Raw genomic sequence first — 18,159 nt, 5'->3', positions numbered from 1 at the left:
AAGTAACTTCCCTTATCCCAGATTAAGTTTTGGGTTTTCAGTAATGGCACGACGTAAAATGATGCATTTTACACGATTTAAGAAGCGTTTTGCCAGAGGAATTTTGTAATGCTTCTTAAAATCTATTACAGCGGCGTCCATTGGAATGTCATCACCGAATTTTTTCTTTAAATCATCCCAATAACGAACTGTCCAGACATAAAGATCGCCTAAAGTTCGGCCCGGGAAGTCTCTTAAAATGTATTTTTCCCTGATAATTGATGCAAGAGGGAAGTAAACATTATAGAACCAGGATTTAATTGCCTCTTCCATTGATACTTCAGTAGTCTTATCCAGATTCATATAGTATTTATGAGTTAAAATGTGATTATAAATTACATCGTAACGGCCGGCACTTGTAAAATCGAGACACCAGTAATCAGTTATATCACCAAAACCTGTTTCACTGTAGAAAACACGTTTTTCGTAATTTATTATCTGCTTTTTGATTTCCTTGAGGGAATCGGCTCTCTTGAGCTTGATTTCACTTTGAAGGGAAACTACTTCTGCATCAATAAACTCTGTTCCACGCATTTTTGCTACTGAAACACGGTGATTTCCATCGCGTACAAAATAAACACCGGCAATTTCGTAAACTTTAATTGGTGGAAGTGTAATATCTTTTAATGCGGCTTCATCTACATGCTGCCAGCGGTTTTTGAGATGTGTGCTTTTTGGGAAGAAACGGTTATCAAAATCGTTATATCGGCCTTCGCTTCCAACAATTTTATCAATTGGAATAACCTTCATTCCAATATAGGTTTCTGAGTTAGACTTAATCATCTGCTTTACGTCGGTTAAAGAGATAAGTTTAGCTTCTTCAGGAGAAAGCAGATGCTGAATTTCGTTAATAAATGCTTTTGCGTGTGCTTTGTTAAAATCTTCTTCAGATTTTGCTTTTGAAAAATCCATCTTAGTTGTCCTTTTGTTCTGTTGTTTTCATAGGCAGTTCAATTACATAATGCGCATATGCATTGACCACAGTGGAATCATAATATTTTCCAATTCGTTCTTCACGTAAATCATAAAGATGAATATGCCCGTGAACCATATAAGTTGGCTTAAAACGTTCCAGAAACCAGTTATAGCATTCAAAACCAAGATGGCAGGGATCTTCATGATCATGAATATGCCGTGGAGAAGCATGTGTCATGAAAATATCAAGATATCTTCCATATTTTAACTTGTTATAAATCAACTTTGGTACCAGTTTTAAAAGCTTGAATTTCATCTGAGCTTCTGTAAACTGACAGAGTCCATTATTATAACGAACAGTACCTGAAGCTCCTGCAATTAAAAGTGGTGTTTTTTTACCAGTTTGAGGGTCTTCAAATACTAAGTTATCGTTTATAAAACATTTGAAACCCAAATAGGTTGCACCATGTCCATGAATTGACTGGTCATAACTTTTGGTAAAACGAGAGCCGTCAAGTCGGCTTTCTCTATGATATAAGTGATATTCCTTTAAATCATGGTTTCCGAATACAAAATATGTAGGCTTATTAAATACTGATACAATAAAATCAACATAATCCATTGGAAGGTCGCCTGCACAGAGTATTAAATCTATGTCGGCAAAGGCTTCCTTTACATTCTGATTATAGATAAGCGGGTCTACATAATCGGAAACACATAAAATCTTCATTATTCACCAGCTTTTGAAAGCAATGCTTCAAGCTTCTGTTTTTCTACAAGCTCAATAGGTCTGTTTTCTGCATAACGTTTTGCTGCGGTATTAAAGCCCGAGCTTGAAAAAAGAAAGGCTTTTACACTGTTCATAGATTTCATTGTGTCCAGAGATTCATGAATCTGAGCTTCTTCAACAGGCTCTGGTTCGCGGTAAAATCTGATGAAAATGACCTGTTTACGTACGGCCATCCAGGATTCATCACTTTTGTTTACACCTGTAATCTGACATCCCCATTTTTTCTGGTCGCAGGAAAGAACCTGAAGGTTCAGACCCTTGATTGTTGCATTACGGCAGATAATAGGGAACTCTTCATTACTACAGGTTAGATAATCTTTAAGATAGTCGTTTGCCTGAAGGTCTTTGTATTCTGAAAGCTTAGCAGATACATCTCTAAAGCCTTTATTTTTTTTGTAAATAACTTCCCACTGCTCAATAGCTTTGTCAATTTTACGGCTTTTTTCATAACAGGCAGCAAGGAAATAACGTGCATAAAGTGTTTCGGACTGTGTTCCTTCCTTATCGAGCTCAATAGCTCTCTGGAAATCTACAAGCGCATTGTCTATTCTTCCGGCAATCATAAAGCAGGAACCGTGTTCTATAATGGCTTTCTGCTTTACATCCGGGTCGCGCTGTGCTTTTTCAAAGGCTTTAATAGCTCCCTGAAGGTCTTTTGCATCTTTTAAGATTTTTCCAAGATAATAGTAGGAAGAATAAGTTTCCGGACTAAGCTTAATTGCCATATCGATTTCTTTTTTAGCTTCATTAAACTGCTTAGTACGGTAAAGCATAAGACCTATTTCTGCATGTGCTTTTGCATGTTTTTTGTCGAGCATTGCACATTTCTGCATAAAGCCGAGTGCTAAGTCATAACGGTTCTGATCCTCGTAGATTCTTCCAACCTGATAAAAGTTTTCTGCATTCTGAGGATCCAGCTTTGTTAAAAGAAGGAAGTTTTTAAGTGCTTCATTCTGCTGGTTGTACTTAAGAAGAAGCTGTGAATATTCAGAACGGAAGGAAAGTTCATTGATTCCTTCACCAAAAAGCGCATTGTCGTTTACATTCTTATATTCAATTACAGCAAGTTCTGTTCTGTTTTCCTTTATATAGGCTTTACCAAGATAATAGTGTGCAAGATAATTCTTTGGATCTTTAGCAAGAATCTGCTTTGCAATTTTAATGGCATTTTGAGTTTTACCCTGTTTAATAAGACGAGGAACTGCTTCGATTCTTTTTGGGGATACAAAATTTTTTAATATTATGATAAGAAGTGATATGATTACTACGGCAAAAATAGCTATAATGATAATAAGCATGTGATACTCCCGTCAAAGCAGATTAAGTCTTTCCAGAATCTCTCGATAATAAGAGTATTAAATTTATGTCGATATGTCAAACACGAAGGAACTATATATATGAAAATTAAAGTAAAGGTTATACTTTTTACAGCATTTATTTTTTTCGCAGCATATCTTTCTGCTCAGAACTCTGGTGCAGGTAATTCTGGATTGTCACGTGGAGAATCCCTGTTTAAGGAAAACAATGCAAAGGATGCTGTTCAGGTACTTGAGTATGAAATCCTTAATGGTCAGATTTCAGATAATTCCTATAATTTTCTGGGATTGGGATACTATCAGCTTGGTGAATATGATAAATCCATAGATGCCTTCAGACGCGGAATGAAAGCACAGCCGGATAATAAAAAACTTCTTTCCTATAATATGGGAAATACTTATTACGCTATGAAGGATTATGCATCAGCTGTAAGCAGCTATTCAGAAGCTCTCAATGCAGATCCTCTTTTTTATGATGCACTTTTGAACCGCGCAAATGCACTTTTAATGTCAGGACAGCTTGTTTCTGCAAAAGATGATTATATTGATTTTGTAAATAAATGCCCGGATAATCCTCAGAGAGAACGAATTGAACTTTTGATAAAGGCTCTGGAAGAGGAAATTGCCCGCAGAGAAGAAGAAGCAAGACTTCTTGCTGAACAGAATAAAGCTCAGTGGGAAGAATACGATGGAAATCTGAATGAAAAACGAAAAGAATCGTTCTCTCCAGACTGGGAGAAGGTAGAAGCTGGAATTGAAAATAATAAAAAGGCAGCTGAAAATCCGGAGTGGGAGAGAATAAACGGAGAAAATCCGGAAGCTGTTGTAGAAAATAAAACTCAGGAAAAAATTACTGCTTCAGATACAGAAAATGAAGGTACAAGAGTTGATTGGGAAGAATTTGAACATGATGGAAGTTCTTCTCTTGCAGTTTCAGAAGAAGTAGTAGATGATGTTGAAGACTGGATGACCTTTAGTGATGATGAGCTTGATGAAATGAAAGAGCTCGAAAAACAGTCTCGTGAAGAACATGAAAAATGGCTTGAGGAAGAAAGAAGACGAAATCAGGAACTTGCAAATCGTGAAGCAAAAGTCCGCCAGAAAGAGCAGGAAGCTGCCCTTGAGGATGAACGCAGACTCAGAGAACAGCTGCTTGAAGATATGAGAAAATCAGAAGAAGAAAGACGAAAAAAGCTTCTTGAAGATGTTGCAAATTCATTGCAGGGAAGTGATTCAACAAATCTTACTTCTGGAGCTGAAGATTTGATAGAATATGATCTGGAAGGGGAACTGGATTAGTATGGAATTCAAACGTTGGAAAGATTTATCAGATGAGGAAAAAGATAAACGTCTCAAAAAAATCTGTAGTTATGCTGCCTCTGCGCTTTTTATAATCATTTTTTTACTCATTCTCATGAAATGTGAGGCCTGCAGCAGTACTTATCGTCATAATAGAGACTTTTCTGATGGGCGCGGTCATGCTTATGGTGAAAGATTATCTGGAAATGACTTGTTTGCTGATGATTATGATACAATAATCCAGTCTGATTCTGAAAAGGATGATGCTGAGAAAGCTGCTGAACTTGAAGCTGCCAGACTAAAAGCAGCAGAAGAGGAAGAAGCACGTCTGAAAGCTGAAAAAAAAGCTGCAGAAAAAGCCGAGTCTGAAAAGGCTGAAGCAGAACGCCTGGCTGCAGAAAAAAAGAATCAGAAAGCCGAAGAAGAAAAGATTAAAAAAGCAGAAGCAAAGAAAGCCGCGGAAGAAAAGAAAATAAAGGCCGCAGAAGAAGCAGCCCGCAAAAAGGCCGCAGATGACAAGAAAAAGGCGGAAGAAGCTGCTCGTAAGAAAGCTGCAGACTACAGAAAAAAGGCAGAAGAAGCTGCTCGTAAGAAAGCCGAAGACGACAAGAAAAAAGCAGAAGAAAATGCCCGCAGAAAGGCAGAAGAAGATAAAAAGAAAGCAGAAGAAGCTGCCCGTAAAAAAGCAGAGGAAGATAGAAAGAAAGCAGAACAAACTGCTAAGCAGAAAGCCGAAGAAGAACAGCGTATTAAAAAAGCTTTAGAAGAGGCAGAAAGAAACCGACTTAATGCAGAAAAAGCCGAAAACGAAAAAAATATCTCAAAACTCGATGACATCTCAAAAAAACTTGAAAATGCAACATCAGAGGCAGAAAAACAGAAGTTGTTAGATGAAGGTGTCGCACTTGCTAATAAACTTATAGAAAACGGTGTTGAAAATGACTCTGCTCATTATATTCTTTCTCAGGATGCGCAGAAGAAAAAAGATTATAACCGTGCTTTAACAGAACTAGAAAAAGCAATCGCACTAAATGAATCAAATTATCTTTATTATTATGATATGGGTAAACTTCAGTATCTTTTGAGAAGATATAATGATGCTAAAGTTTCCTTTATAAGGTCCGTAGAATTAAACGATCATTTTTCACCTAGTGTCTATAATCTTGGTCTTACTTATGTAAAACTAAATGATGAAAACAGTGCACTCACTTCGTTTAAAAAATCAGTTTCTATAAATCCTGAATATGAAAAAGGTTATATTGAACAGGCAAGAGTTTATAACCGCCAGGGAAAACTTGCAGAATGCGTAAAGGCTTATGATAATCTTATCAAATTATTCCCAGATAATACTTCTGCAATTATGGAATTGGGCTCGGTTTATTATCAATATGGAAAATATGCAGAATCAGAAGCACAGTATAAAAAAGCACTTGATAAATTAAATAAGAGTGAAACTAAAACTTTAACAGCCTATAATCTTTCAAAAGTTTTATATGATGATAAAAAATATGCAGAAGCATCACGTTATGGCTGGATTGCGTATGATGAAAAGGATTTCTTATTAAATGAAGTTCAGCAGGCAAATGTAACTTACAATTATGCCTTAATTCAGGAAAAGAATAATAAAATAGAAGATGCAAAAAAATTGTATAAAGAAGCACTGGCGCTTAATCCAACTCATATAAAATCAAAGATAAATCTCAGTGTGCTTTATATGGCAGAAGGCAATGAGGAACCTGATAAAGCTTTGTCCCTTCTTCTTGATGCCTACAAAACTGACAGCAAAGATTTCAGTGTAAACAATAATCTGGGAACAGCTTATATGCTCAAAGAAGATTATGCTTCTGCTGAAAAATACTATAAAGCAGCTCTGGAAATTATACCTGAAGATGATGACGCTTTATTGAATCTTGCAAATTCTCAGGTAAAGGGCGGAAAACTGACTGACGCAATTGCGAACTTCACAAAAATTACTTCTAAAAATCCTGATAATCTTGAAGCTTATGTAGGACTTGCAAAAGCTCAGATTCAGGCTGGAGATGGAAGCAGTGCATACAAAAATCTTTTGTATGTAAGAAACAAGAATCCATCTTTCAGAAAAGCCGAAGTTCAGAGCCTGATTGCAGTATTTGAATAACCAGCCCAGAACTTATAAATTGAGTGTAAAGCCTTTGTTTTAAGTGCGCTTTACAAGTTCAAAAAGTTTTTCCCTGCTGATTACAGTGTAAATCGGGCGGCCATGAGGGCAGTGCGGATCTTCAAGTGTAAAGGCCTGCTCTACAAGGCGGGCGGCTGTAATTTCATCAAGAACATAACCATCTTTTACGGCTGCTTTACAGGCTGTCATTGCTGCAATTGAGCGGATTATTTCTTTAGGCTCAACCTGTTTTACAAAAAGAAGAGTTCTTAGATCGTATTCAGTTCCTGTCCATCGTTCTGGAATTGTTTTGATTTCCCAGTAACCGTCAGATACATGTTCTGTTTCAAAGCCGATTCTTGTAAGCTCTGTTTTCAGTTTTTCAAGCTGATTATCCTGAGTTTTTGATTCTGTTTTGATTTTATATGGGATAAGAAGAGGCTGTCTTCCGGCTTCTCCCTGTGAATTCATAAGTTTGTCAAAAAGAATGCGTTCATGAACTGCGTGCTGATCAATAATGTAGAGGCAGTTATTTTTTTCTGCGAGAAGGAATGTACCCAGACATGGTCCGATATATTTTACCTGAGAATGTTTTGGAGCATCGAAATTTTTATTATTTTCCGAAGCCGCAGAAAGAGCCTGTTCTGCAAGAGAACTTGTATCTGATTTTATTCCAAGATATTTAGAGCGGAAATCAGAAAGTGCTTCAGATTTTGTCTCTGAAGGCTTGTATGAAATATGTTTTTCGTGAATTGAGTAGTCTGCTGCAGCTTTTGAAGAAGATGGAGCAGAAACTGCTGAAGAAGCTGGCCGACTGTAAGAAACTGAAGGAAAAGATGAAGTTGTTTTTTCAGGAACTTCAAAACTGAATTCCTGGATTCTCGCTTCATCAGCAGGCTTATCTTCAGAGAAATTAGCATATGTATACTGATGGAAGAAGGTTTTAATTGTACTGCTTAAACCATGGTGCAGGGCAGAAATGTCAGAAAAGCGTGCTTCACGTTTTGCAGGATGAATATTAAAATCTATAAGGTCTGGTCTGATTTGTGCAAAAACTGCAGCAACCGGATAAGTTCCGTTTGGAAAATATCCCTGTGCACCATATTCAACAGCCTGTACAAGAGCGTATTCCTGAATTCTTCTTCCATTTGCATAGATAAAGATTTCTTTTTTATTTGAACGGCTGACAGCAGGTTCTCCAATTACTACAGTAAATGACCATTCAGGAGAACTTCCACCGGCATTTCCAGAAAGTTCATAAAAAAGTTCTGCAGGTTCTGAATAGCTGTTTGCACTTACAAAACGGTCTTTTATAGACTGATTTGCCGGTAAGTCTATTTTAGTTTCACCATCTGATACAAATCTGAATGAAATATCAGGTCTTGAAAGAGCTTTTTCTATAAATATGTTACGGCACATTATGCCTTCTGTTGCAGGTCTTTTTAAGAATTGACGGCGGGCTGGAAAATTCTCAAAAAGTCCTTCTGACTGTACGATTGTTCCCTGTAGTTCTGTAGCTGGTTCAATAATGTGGTCTTCGGTAATACTTGCGCGCATTTTGTAGCCGCCGCTTTGAATGGAAAGTCTTGCTACTGCAGCAATTGATGCAAGGGCTTCACCGCGGAATCCAAGTGTTGAAAGATTCATTAAATCGACTTCATTTTCAATTTTGCTTGTAGCATGAGGACGGGCACAATTTTCAAGGTCCTCACGGGTCATTCCGCCGCCGTTATCAATTATTCTGATTTTTTCTATACCGCCGCCGGTAATTTCTACAGTTATGCTTGTTGCTCCAGCATCAATGGAATTATCCATAAGTTCGCGGATAATTGCGTTAGGGCGGTCAATTACTTCTCCGGCAGCAATTTTGCGTGCTACTTCAGGATTCAGAGTTCGTACAGGGTGTTCTAAGCTCATCTTCTGGTTCCGTTTACTTCGCTGTCATCAGAAAAAAGATCAAGCTGAGGAGGATTGTCTTTAGATACAGGCTGTGGTTCATTCATGAGAATCTGGATTTTGCCTTCAATTTCATCAAGCTGCTTTTCCATACCGGAAGCAAGCTTAATTCCTTCTTCAAAATCCTTGAGTGCATCTTCGAGTGAAATATCGCTGCGTTTTATATCTGATGTGAGTTTTTCAAGTTTTGCTAAATTTTCTTCAAATGTATTCATAACGGTTTTATCCTCCTGATAAATTACGGTTCAATTTTATTTTGTTACTACTGCGTGAATCTTTCCTTCCGCAGGTGTAATTGTCAGTTTTGCCCCTTCTGAAACCTGTTCAGAGCTTCTTATTATCTTTCCATTTTCATCTGTAACCATGGAGTATCCACGGTCAAAAATGGTTTGTGGACTAGCATTCTCAAGTATTGTTTTGTTTGTATCCAGTCTTATGCGAAGGTCCCGGATTTTTTCATTTATATTCAATAAAAGATTATCGCGGGCTGTAGCAAAACGGTTCAGCAATGGCTGCTGGATGTTTCTGAAACGAACTTCAAGGCTTTCCGGATTAAAAGATTTAATCAATAGTCGGGTTGCACCTGTTTTCTGAGTAATTGCTGTATAAAGTGTTTCTTTATAAGTTTCCAGATTTGTACGGATGTCAGCCTGCTGTGGTACTGCCATTTCTGCAGCTGCAGAAGGAGTAGGAGCTCTACGGTCTGCAGAATAATCACAAAGAGCCCAGTCAATTTCATGGCCTACAGCACTAATCGTCGGGATTTTTGAAGCGGCAACGGCTCTTACAACACTTTCTTCGCTGAATGGTAAAAGATCTTCCAGAGAACCACCACCGCGTCCTACAATCAGAATATCACAAAGCTCATAAAAATTTGCAATCTCTATCATTTTACAGATAGTCTGGGCAGCACCGTCTCCCTGAACAATAGCAGGAAGAACAATTACATTCATTCCGGGATTTCGTCGCTTAGTAACGTTCAGAATATCCCGAATTGCTGCTCCCGTTGGACTGGTTACAACACCAATAGTCCGAGGATATTTAGGAAGCATCTTTTTATTGCTTTCATCAAAAAGCCCTTCTGCCGCCAGTTTGCGTTTTCGTTCTTCAAGCATCTGAAGAATGTTTCCCGCGCCGGCAATTTCCATTGTATTTACTATTATCTGGTAATTTCCCTGAGGCGCGTAAACAGAAAGATTTCCAGTACAGCGCACTTTGTCTCCGTCTTTAGGGCGGAAATTCAATTTCATTGCTGCACCACGGAAAATAACAGCTTTTATCTGAGCATTATTGTCTTTTAATGTGAAATATATGTGACCAGCAGCACTCGGACGCCAGTTAGAGATTTCTCCTTCTATTACTATGCTTCTAAAGGAAGTTTCCAGAATCTCTTTTATGAGGTCTGTAATCTGTGATACGCTGAAAACCATGTTTTCGGGTAAGCCCGGTCCGTTCATTTTTCCCCTCTATTTTGTACAATTTCAACTTACCTTATTTTATTAACTTATTCAATGAAATGCCGATAAAGAATTTGATGAAAACCATAGTAATTTTTTATGACAACGACTCTTCATATTCAAAAGAAAAAGCCTTCAATGGTAAATCTGCAGTAGAACTTTCAAAAAACTGGGCAGAAAGCCTTGGTCTGCCTTCATTTACAGTAAAATCTGAAACTCTAACCCAGCTTCTTTGCGAAATGAAGGAGCTTTGCACTAAAGAAAATGCTGAAACGGCTGTTTTTTCTTTTATAGACCTTCCGTTTCTTGATAAGAAACTGTCTCAGAAAATCATAGATTCACATATAACATATAAATCTGAATATACTTTTGCAGATGGATATCCTTATGGTTTTTCACCAGAAGCACTAAATGCCGGAACAATCGGTATTCTTGCAGAACTTTCAAAAACTACCCAAGCCTCTCTTGGAGAACAGCCGGTAAGCAGAGAGGGATTATATAATCTTATAAAAACTAATATCAATTCTTTTGATGTTGAAACAGTAATTGCAGACTCAGACTGGAGACTTTTAAGACTTTCCTTTCATTGCGGTAAAAAAGATAACTTTATGCAGTGTAAAGCATTGTTTGATGCAGCTTCAAAAGAAGATTTTGATGATGTTGAAAAACTTTCTGCTATTGCAAGTAAAAATACAGCCTGTCTTAAAACAGTTCCTGGCTTTTATAATATTCAGATAGCAGATAAGGTAGCTTTTGATTCAATTTATTCTCCATATTGTAAAGCTTATGGAGAAAAGTTTGGAAGTTCACCACTTTCATTATCATCTGATACTTTTATGGCTTTTGATAAAATCACCAGCCTTATAGATAAAATTGCCGGTTTTAGTGAAAATGCAGTTATCGGTCTTTCTGCCTGGGGAGAGCCTCTCAATCATCCGGATTTCCTGAAAATTGTCGAAAAGATTCTTTCTTATCAGGGACTTTCAGTTTTCCTGGAAACAGACGGTCTTTCAATAACTTCAGAGCTGTGTCAGAAGCTTTATGAAATTGTAAATAAGGCAGCGCCTCGTACACATCAATGGCAGAAAATTATGCTTGCAGTAACTCTAGATGCAGCTTCAGATGCAACCTATCAGAGAATACATAAAAATGCTTCGGAAGGGGCTTTTGCAGCAGCAGTAAATGCTGTTTCACTTCTTCAAAATGCAATTCCTGGCTGTGTTTACCCTCAGTTTGTAAGAATGAATGAAAACGAAGCAGAACTGGAAGCCTTTTTCCGTTACTGGAATGAAAAAACAAATCCTTCTGGTGGAAATCTTATTATTCAAAAATATGATGATTTTGCTGGCCTGCTGCCGGATTGCAAACCTGCAGACCTTTCTCCTTTAGACCGCGATCCTTGCTGGCATCTCCGCCGCGACCTTACAATCCTGTCAAACGGAGAAGTTCCACAGTGCCGCGCCTGCGTACTCTGCGGCAAAAATGGAAACTCACTTGGTAATGTATTTACAGATTCTCTTGAAGAAATCTGGAAGAAAAACGATGAGCTTTTAATAAATCATATAAATAAAAAATATTGCAATAAATGCGAGAAATGCGATGAATGGTATACCTTTAACTTTTAGCGAACATCAGATAAACAGAACAATCCTCGGCGGACCAAAGGTTACAGACCCGGCATCGCTCAATATTTCTGTAATTTTACTCAACAGCAGCGGCAGCCACTTCAAGCTCCACGTTTTCGAAAATCTTTTGCAGTGTGGTTTTCATACAATCGTGTCTGTTGAACATGATTCAAGTAATTTTACAGATGATGTTTCAAAACGTTTTCCAATGATAAAATTTCTCGTGCCACTTGAAAAAACAAATGACGGTGACCTTATAAATCTTGCAATGAGCGAAGTTCAGACAGATTATGTACTCGTACTTCGTGACAGCCTGAACATACCGGCTAATTTCATGCCATCGCATCTTGCAGAAAGACTTACAGCAGAATCTCCTTATTGTATAGTTCCAAGACTCCTCGATAAGAACCGAGCCGCTCTTCCATGTGCTTTTTCTCCAAGTGCAGAACGTACGCATTTTGTAATTGATTCGTCTTCAGAAATTGCAAACGGTAAAAAAACACTTTTTCCTTTTGATTTTATTGGATTGTATAATAGAAAAAAGTTTATTGAACTTGGCGGATTTGACTGGACAATTGCCTCTCCATACTGGCAGAATCTTGATTTAGCAGTCCGTTCATGGCTTTGGGGTGAGCAGACAGTACTTACTTCTCTGTTACAGTTCTCTTATATAGATGAAAATCCTGTAAATGATACCACATATAATCTGGATTATCTTAGATATTATTTAAAAAATGAGCTGCCTAAAATTCGAATGGAGCAGGGATGCTTAAAAAAATCTTCATTCCCTGTATTTTTATTACGATCTTCCTGTGGAATTATGGAAGCAAGACGGCAGTTTAATGCTGCAAGAACCTGGGTAGAAAAAAATAAATTCCGTTACAAAATGGATTTACAGACTCTGGTTCAAAACTGGAGTAGAGATGATGAAAACAAAGACAAATAGGACAGTAATTGTACAATGCAGATTATCTTCAACAAGACTTCCCGGAAAGGCTTTAAAAGATCTTTGCGGAAAGCCTGTGCTTGCTTATGTGCTTGAAGCAATGCATAAGGTAAATGCGGATTATTATTATGTAGCTACTGATGAGGCTTCTTATAGTCAGCTTCTTCCTGTTTGTAAAGAACATGGTTTTGAATGCTATGCCGGAAGCCTGGAAGATGTTCTTGAACGATTTGTTTCACTTCTTGATACAATAGAGACAAAAACTGTTATTCGTGCTACTGCAGATAATCCGTTCTTATTTTATGAAGCTGCAGAAGAATCGGCAGCTTTATTTGAAGAAAAGAATAATGGAAAGTCGCATTGTGATTACCTCACATATTCAGGACTTCCTCATGGAAGCGGAGTAGAAATTTTTTCTGCAGATTCTTTGAAGAAGGCTGCTTCTGAAACAACAGATCCATATGATCATGAACATGTAGGACCTGCTTTTTATAATCATAAAGACCGCTACTCTTGTGAATTTGTTCCGGCTCCACGTCGTTATAATTATCCTGAGCTTCGTACTACAATAGATACTTATTCAGATTATCTTCGCGCAGTTTCAATTTTAAATTATTTTAAAGCTCATAATTATGAAGCGTCTTTTACTACAGAACAGATTATAGAAGCTTGTAATGCAAACAGTGTGAAATATCCTGTTGTACTCGTCCCTTCTGTTGTTAAAGGTCATGGCACTGGACATTTACGACGCTGTCTTTCAGCAAGCCTGCAGGGTGGATTTTTTGTTTATGTTCCTGATGATAAAACTCTCAAAGAAGCTGATTCTGTTATAGAAGAATATTTTGCAGCAGGACTTTCAAAAAATCAGATTATCAATTCCATACCTGACGAATCATATCTGCCTGCAATTATTACAGATACCTTTGAGCTTACAGAAAATCAGTTGAAAGAACTTTCTAAGAACAGAAGCCTCATTTCAATTGATGAAGGTTCAAGATATACAGATTACTGTGATTATCTTTTAGATATAATTCCATCATATAAATGTGACCGCCTTGCTAATAAAACTGATTCCGGATTTATTACAATGCCGGAAAATGTCCGTGAATTTTCAGAAGATGATTCAGATAAAAAGATTGAAAAGGTTCTGATTTGCCTTGGCGGTGAAGATCCTGCAAATCTTACAATGCCTGCAGCCCAGGCTTTCCGAAAAAAGTTCCCGGATGCAAAAATTACGGCAATAATTTCTAATGAATCCAGTCCTTATGTAGATTATGCTGGTGGTCCGAATATTGAGTTTATAAAGCCTGTAGCTGGTCTTCGTGAAAGACTATTTGAATATGATATTGTAGTAACTCATTATGGACTTACAGCTTTTGAAGCAGTGTATGCCGGTTGTGGTGTAATTCTTCTGCCAACGACAAAACTTCATAAAAAACTTGCAGAAAAGTACAGCTTTGCTTATGTAGGCGATAAGAATATTTCTGATTCTGCATTGCAGTCAGCTCTTGAATCTGAAAATCTATATTCTAAAACCTTTTTGAGTGGTGAAAAGAAATCTCTTGGAGCTTTTTTGCGTCATCTTTCAGCAGGAAAAAGAATGTCTTGTCCTGTATGCGGTAAGATTCCTTCTCAGCCAGATACTGTTATTTCAAGAAATGAAACCAGAACTTATCGCCGCTGTTCAACCTGCGGAATGGTTTATATGGCTTTTACCACAATTGAAGATAAAAAATATCAGAAAGAGTACTTTTTTGAAGAATATAAAAAACAGTATGGTAAAACCTACGAAGAAGATTTTGATTCAATTAAAGCTCAGGGAATGCGTCGTGCTTCAATAATAAAAATGTTGAGCGGAATTGGAGGCGATGGCGGAGAAAAGAATCTTCTGGATATAGGTTGTGCTTATGGACCATTCCTTGCAGCTGCCAGTGAAAGCAGTTTTAATCCGTTTGGAACTGATATTGCAGAAGATGCTGTTGCTTATGTACAGCAGAAATTAAAGTATCCTGCAGTTTGTTCTGCTTTTCCTCAAATTGATACTGCAGAAGAATTTGGAATTACCCAGTTTGATGTGGTTACAATGTGGTATGTAATTGAACATTTTAAGGATTTGGGAAAGGTTTTGAGAAAAGTATCTACACTTGTGCGTAAAGGTGGAATTTTTGCTTTTTCAACACCGTCTGGAGAAGGTATTTCTGCTGTAAGCGATAAAGATCATTTTTATGAAATCAGTCCTACAGATCATTATACAATCTGGGAACCAAGCCGTGCAGATTCAATTCTCCGTATATTTGGTTTCAGAGTAGAACGTATTGTTTCTACTGGTCATCATCCGGAACGCTTTCCTTCAATAAAAAAAAGTGGGGCTCAAAAAGGCAGTTTAAAATGGAATCTTATGGATGCTATCAGTCATGCCCGCGGTCTTGGTGATACAGTAGAAATTTACTGTAGAAAAATATAAATTACAATTTCGAGGTGGGAAATGAATATTTTAATTCTCGGTGCAGGTCTTATGCAGAAGCCTGCAATACTGAGCAGTAAGGAACTTGGCTTTACAGTAAATGTAATTGATGCAGATGATAAAGCTGTTTCAATTCCTTATGCAGATACATTCCGTAAAATTGACTTAAAAGATAAAGAAGGAATCCTTGAATACGCAAAAGAACTTAAGGCTTCAAAAGACGGACTTGCTGCAGTTTTTACAGCAGGAACAGATTTTTCTGCAAGCGTAAGTTATGTCTGTGAGGCTTTGGGATTACCTGCTCATAACTATCAGTCGGCAGTTAATGCAAGCGTAAAAACAGTTATGCGCGAGTGCTTTAAGAAAGCAGAAGTTCCTTCTCCGGCATTCTGTCGTGTAGGGCGTGAAGACCTCGAAAAAGCTGGCAGTAACGGAGAAGTCCTTCTTTCAAAAATCCGCACACAGATGGATTTTCCTCTTGTTATAAAACCAGTTGATAATATGGGAGCCCGTGGCTGCCGTATGGTTCGTAATGATGTTGAATTTTTGCCGGCACTTAAAGTTGCTGTTGAATGCTCACGAACTGGTTTTGCAATTGTAGAAGAATATATGGAAGGTCCCGAATACTCAATTGATGCACTTGTGCAAAACGGAACTTTTACAGTTACAGGTTTTGCCGTACGTCATATAAAGTATGAACCATATTTTATTGAAGTTGGTCACACAATGCCTGCTGTTCTCGATAAAAAAATCCATGATGAACTGATTTCAGTTTTTGCTTTGGGTGCAAAAGCCCTTGGACTTACAACAGGTGCTGCAAAGGCAGATATAAAATATACAAAAAAAGGTCCTATGATTGGAGAAATTGCAGGACGCCTTTCGGGTGGTTATATGTCTGGCTGGACTTATCCTTATGCTTCAGATTTGAATCTCACAAAGCAGGGAATCCTTATTGCTGCAGGACGAGAACCGACTGACCTCATAAACAGACGTAAACCTGTAGACTACACACCTTCAGAACTTTTTAAAAATGCAGAAAAGCCATATGAGCTTTATGAAGTAGAGTGTCTTAGAACTTCTGCAGAAAGAGCCTGGATGAGTATTCCAGGAACTGTCAGATATATAGAAAACATTAAAGATTATTCTGACAGAGCGGTCTTTGATGTCCTTCCTCGTGCAACAGTCAGTATTGGTGGCGAAGTTGATTTCCCTCGTAATAATGTTGAAAAATGTGGAAATATCATTGCTGTAAGTCACAGTCGTGAAGCTGCCATTACAGTTGCAGAAGATGCGGTTTCTGATGTATTTATCACTCTGGAACCTGATAATCAAAAAACTGATAAATATCTTAAGGGTGAAGAACTTGATGATGAAAATGCTTTCCCGCCAGATGCTTATGGAAAACTGAATGAAAAGGAACTTGCTGAGCTTGCCGGAAGGGAAGATATTCCTGCTAATGCAAAAATCATCAATTATATTCCAGATGTACTTAAATCTGCCGAATATAAAAATAAGAAGGACTGGAATTATAATACCATCCAGTCGACTGCAGAAAAGTTTGATATTCTTCGTACAAAGCATCCGGCATTAAATCAGGAGAAATTCTGGAAAGCTGTAATGCGCGGAGGAATTCAGGCTGCAGTTTATGTATCAGATACAATTGAAAAACTGGGAAAATAACAGGAAATAACATGAAACTAAAAAAACTTACAGCTATAATCAGTACAATTTTTCTCTGTGCTGCAGCATTTGCCGTAAATGATATAGATCTCCTTGAAAAAGGAAAAAAATCAGGTATGACCATTTACTGGGATTCACTCTCAGAAAGCGGAATGATTGAAAAAAACGGACATCAGCTTTCATTCAGAAATGGTGAAAGTATTGTGCTTTTAGACAGTCTGAAAATGATGATTACAGAAGCTCCGGAACTCCGTGGAAATCAACTTTATGTTTCCAAAAAATTTCTTGATGATTCAGAAGAGTTTTTCAATCAGAAATCAGAACTTCCATTTAAGGTCGGCGCAATTTTAATTGATGCAGGTCACGGTGGAAAAGATCCAGGTGCCCTTAAGACTTATAAAATCAACGGAAAGAATGTAACAATCCAGGAAAAAGATATTACTCTCAAAGTTTCAAAAATGCTGGCTGAGCGCCTTAAGGCAGCTTATCCTGGAAAACAGATAATACTTACCCGTAATAAAGATGTATTCCTTACACTTGGAGAACGTACTGACATCGCAAACAACGTAAAAGTAGGTGAGAATGAAGCCGTGCTTTTCATCTCAGTGCATGTCAATTCATCCCTTAATAAAACTTCATCTGGTTATGAAGTGTGGTACCTTTCACCAGGCTACAGAAGAAACGTGCTTGATAAATCAGCAGTGGATGGAGACGAAAATCTCTTCCCGATTTTGAACTCAATGCTCGAAGAAGAATATACAACCGAGAGTATAATGATTGCCAAGTTTATTATGGACGGACTTCAGGCACAGATTGGAAAAGAATCTACAGCCCGCGGAATAAAGGCCGAAGAATGGTTTGTAGTCCGTAATTCAAATATGCCGAGTGTTCTCATTGAATTAGGCTTTGTTTCAAATGAAAAAGAAGCCTTGTTATTAAATGACGAAAGATACTTGAAAAAAGCAACCCTTGGAATATATAATGGAATTGCAGCGTTTATTACTCACTTTGAACGTTCTCAAGGATTTACTACGATAAAATGACAGCTAAAGCTACAATTAATATGCTTAAACAAAAGAATCTTGCAATATTTATAACTTCTCTTGTAATCGCAGGCTTATTTGTATTTTCATTATTCTGCTACGTTGTTACTAAAGATACATGCCGAAGAACCTTTATTTTCCCTTCTGCAGAGAATGGAAAGTATATAATTGAATATCGTAATCTTACAGAAAAGCCACATCAGGGTGATATAAATCTTTATATTGAAGAAATATTGCTTGGTTCTACTGTAGAACGAACAAAACTTCTTTTTACGCCGGGAACAAAACTGCTTTCCTGCTTTGAAAGAAATCACATTCTGTATGTAAATCTCTCTCAGGATTTATTACAGATGGGTGATGGTGTTATTGAAATCAGAGAGGGGACAGAGCTCCTCAAAAAAAATATACAGCAAAATTTTTCAAGAATAGATTCCGTAGAAATCTTCATCGACGGAAAATCTGCTTTTGAAAAATAAAAAACATTGACAAAAC

At 37.5% G+C, this 18,159-nt stretch carries 14 protein-coding genes; 8 read left to right on the top strand and 6 right to left on the bottom strand.

The window, feature by feature from the left end:
• Positions 1–12 precede the first annotated feature (12 nt).
• Genes AABJ44_RS09175 through AABJ44_RS09165 form a run of 3 tightly spaced genes read right to left on the bottom strand, consistent with a single transcriptional unit; the run spans position 13 to position 3,042 of the window.
• A complete protein-coding gene (locus AABJ44_RS09175; RefSeq protein WP_338368608.1) occupies positions 13–951 on the bottom strand; it encodes a transcriptional regulator in 939 nt (312 codons plus the stop codon).
• A 1-nt stretch (position 952) separates the two neighbouring features.
• Complete coding sequence (locus AABJ44_RS09170) at positions 953–1,684, bottom strand: metallophosphoesterase (RefSeq protein WP_338368607.1); 732 nt, start codon at positions 1,682–1,684, stop codon at positions 953–955.
• The gene (locus AABJ44_RS09165) at positions 1,684–3,042 is read right to left on the bottom strand and encodes a tetratricopeptide repeat protein (protein WP_338368605.1); all 1,359 of its coding nucleotides are present in this window, start codon (positions 3,040–3,042) and stop codon (positions 1,684–1,686) included. Before AABJ44_RS09165 ends, AABJ44_RS09170 begins: the two co-directional genes overlap by 1 nt.
• Positions 3,043–3,141: 99 nt before the next feature.
• Between AABJ44_RS09165 and AABJ44_RS09160 the strand changes: the two genes are divergently transcribed.
• Positions 3,142–4,359, top strand: a complete 1,218-nt coding sequence (locus AABJ44_RS09160; RefSeq protein WP_074640257.1) for a tetratricopeptide repeat protein — start codon at positions 3,142–3,144, stop codon at positions 4,357–4,359.
• Between the two features lies 1 nt (position 4,360).
• Positions 4,361–6,496: a tetratricopeptide repeat protein gene (locus AABJ44_RS09155; protein ID WP_338368604.1), complete on the top strand. Its 2,136-nt coding sequence runs from the start codon at positions 4,361–4,363 to the stop codon at positions 6,494–6,496.
• A 39-nt stretch (positions 6,497–6,535) separates the two neighbouring features.
• Here AABJ44_RS09155 and mutL read toward each other — a convergent pair whose 3' ends face one another.
• From mutL to xseA, 3 genes are read right to left on the bottom strand one after another with little or no spacing between them, the layout of a single operon-like run.
• Positions 6,536–8,413, bottom strand: a complete 1,878-nt coding sequence (gene mutL, locus AABJ44_RS09150; protein ID WP_338368602.1) for a DNA mismatch repair endonuclease MutL — start codon at positions 8,411–8,413, stop codon at positions 6,536–6,538.
• Positions 8,410–8,667: an exodeoxyribonuclease VII small subunit gene (gene xseB, locus AABJ44_RS09145; RefSeq protein ID WP_338368600.1), complete on the bottom strand. Its 258-nt coding sequence runs from the start codon at positions 8,665–8,667 to the stop codon at positions 8,410–8,412. Before xseB ends, mutL begins: the two co-directional genes overlap by 4 nt.
• 36 nt (positions 8,668–8,703) lie before the next feature.
• On the bottom strand, positions 8,704–9,909 hold the full coding sequence (xseA, locus tag AABJ44_RS09140) for an exodeoxyribonuclease VII large subunit (RefSeq protein ID WP_338368599.1): 1,206 nt from the start codon (positions 9,907–9,909) through the stop codon (positions 8,704–8,706).
• 77 nt (positions 9,910–9,986) lie between these two features.
• Here xseA and AABJ44_RS09135 point away from each other — a divergent pair, with 77 nt between their 5' ends.
• From AABJ44_RS09135 to AABJ44_RS09110, 6 genes are read left to right on the top strand one after another with little or no spacing between them, the layout of a single operon-like run.
• Positions 9,987–11,534, top strand: a complete 1,548-nt coding sequence (locus AABJ44_RS09135; RefSeq protein ID WP_338368598.1) for a spiro-SPASM protein — start codon at positions 9,987–9,989, stop codon at positions 11,532–11,534.
• Positions 11,509–12,480 (top strand): hypothetical protein, encoded by a 972-nt coding sequence (locus AABJ44_RS09130; protein ID WP_074640266.1) that lies wholly within the window; start codon positions 11,509–11,511, stop codon positions 12,478–12,480. Before AABJ44_RS09135 ends, AABJ44_RS09130 begins: the two co-directional genes overlap by 26 nt.
• A complete protein-coding gene (locus AABJ44_RS09125; RefSeq protein ID WP_338368597.1) occupies positions 12,458–14,944 on the top strand; it encodes a cytidylyltransferase domain-containing protein in 2,487 nt (828 codons plus the stop codon). Before AABJ44_RS09130 ends, AABJ44_RS09125 begins: the two co-directional genes overlap by 23 nt.
• Before the next feature lie 21 nt (positions 14,945–14,965).
• On the top strand, positions 14,966–16,624 hold the full coding sequence (locus AABJ44_RS09120) for an ATP-grasp domain-containing protein (protein WP_338368596.1): 1,659 nt from the start codon (positions 14,966–14,968) through the stop codon (positions 16,622–16,624).
• 11 nt (positions 16,625–16,635) lie between these two features.
• Positions 16,636–17,667 carry an N-acetylmuramoyl-L-alanine amidase gene (locus AABJ44_RS09115; RefSeq protein WP_074640271.1) on the top strand — a complete coding sequence of 344 codons (1,032 nt, stop codon included), beginning with the start codon at positions 16,636–16,638 and terminating at the stop codon, positions 17,665–17,667.
• Positions 17,664–18,143 (top strand): GerMN domain-containing protein, encoded by a 480-nt coding sequence (locus AABJ44_RS09110; RefSeq protein ID WP_338368595.1) that lies wholly within the window; start codon positions 17,664–17,666, stop codon positions 18,141–18,143. The genes AABJ44_RS09115 and AABJ44_RS09110 overlap by 4 nt, the downstream gene beginning before the upstream one ends.
• Positions 18,144–18,159: the final 16 nt, after the last annotated feature.

Source organism: Treponema bryantii (assembly GCF_036492245.1).
GTDB lineage: Bacteria > Spirochaetota > Spirochaetia > Treponematales > Treponemataceae > Treponema_D > Treponema_D bryantii_C.
Note: the sequence above shows the minus strand (reverse complement) of the source record. Positions and strands in the feature narration are given on the sequence as shown.

Excerpts from the sequence above, each read along its gene's own strand:
- AABJ44_RS09125 (WP_338368597.1), top strand. The coding sequence starts at position 12,458 with ATGATGAAAACAAAGACAAATAGGACAGTAATTGTACAATGCAGATTA.
- AABJ44_RS09165 (WP_338368605.1), bottom strand. The coding sequence starts at position 3,042 with ATGCTTATTATCATTATAGCTATTTTTGCCGTAGTAATCATATCACTT.
- AABJ44_RS09155 (WP_338368604.1), top strand. The coding sequence starts at position 4,361 with ATGGAATTCAAACGTTGGAAAGATTTATCAGATGAGGAAAAAGATAAA.
- mutL (WP_338368602.1), bottom strand. The coding sequence starts at position 8,413 with ATGAGCTTAGAACACCCTGTACGAACTCTGAATCCTGAAGTAGCACGC.
- xseA (WP_338368599.1), bottom strand. The coding sequence starts at position 9,909 with ATGAACGGACCGGGCTTACCCGAAAACATGGTTTTCAGCGTATCACAG.
- AABJ44_RS09175 (WP_338368608.1), bottom strand. The coding sequence starts at position 951 with ATGGATTTTTCAAAAGCAAAATCTGAAGAAGATTTTAACAAAGCACAC.
- AABJ44_RS09115 (WP_074640271.1), top strand. The coding sequence starts at position 16,636 with ATGAAACTAAAAAAACTTACAGCTATAATCAGTACAATTTTTCTCTGT.
- xseB (WP_338368600.1), bottom strand. The coding sequence starts at position 8,667 with ATGAATACATTTGAAGAAAATTTAGCAAAACTTGAAAAACTCACATCA.
- AABJ44_RS09120 (WP_338368596.1), top strand. The coding sequence starts at position 14,966 with ATGAATATTTTAATTCTCGGTGCAGGTCTTATGCAGAAGCCTGCAATA.
- AABJ44_RS09160 (WP_074640257.1), top strand. The coding sequence starts at position 3,142 with ATGAAAATTAAAGTAAAGGTTATACTTTTTACAGCATTTATTTTTTTC.
- AABJ44_RS09110 (WP_338368595.1), top strand. The coding sequence starts at position 17,664 with ATGACAGCTAAAGCTACAATTAATATGCTTAAACAAAAGAATCTTGCA.
- AABJ44_RS09170 (WP_338368607.1), bottom strand. The coding sequence starts at position 1,684 with ATGAAGATTTTATGTGTTTCCGATTATGTAGACCCGCTTATCTATAAT.
- AABJ44_RS09135 (WP_338368598.1), top strand. The coding sequence starts at position 9,987 with ATGAAAACCATAGTAATTTTTTATGACAACGACTCTTCATATTCAAAA.
- AABJ44_RS09130 (WP_074640266.1), top strand. The coding sequence starts at position 11,509 with ATGAATGGTATACCTTTAACTTTTAGCGAACATCAGATAAACAGAACA.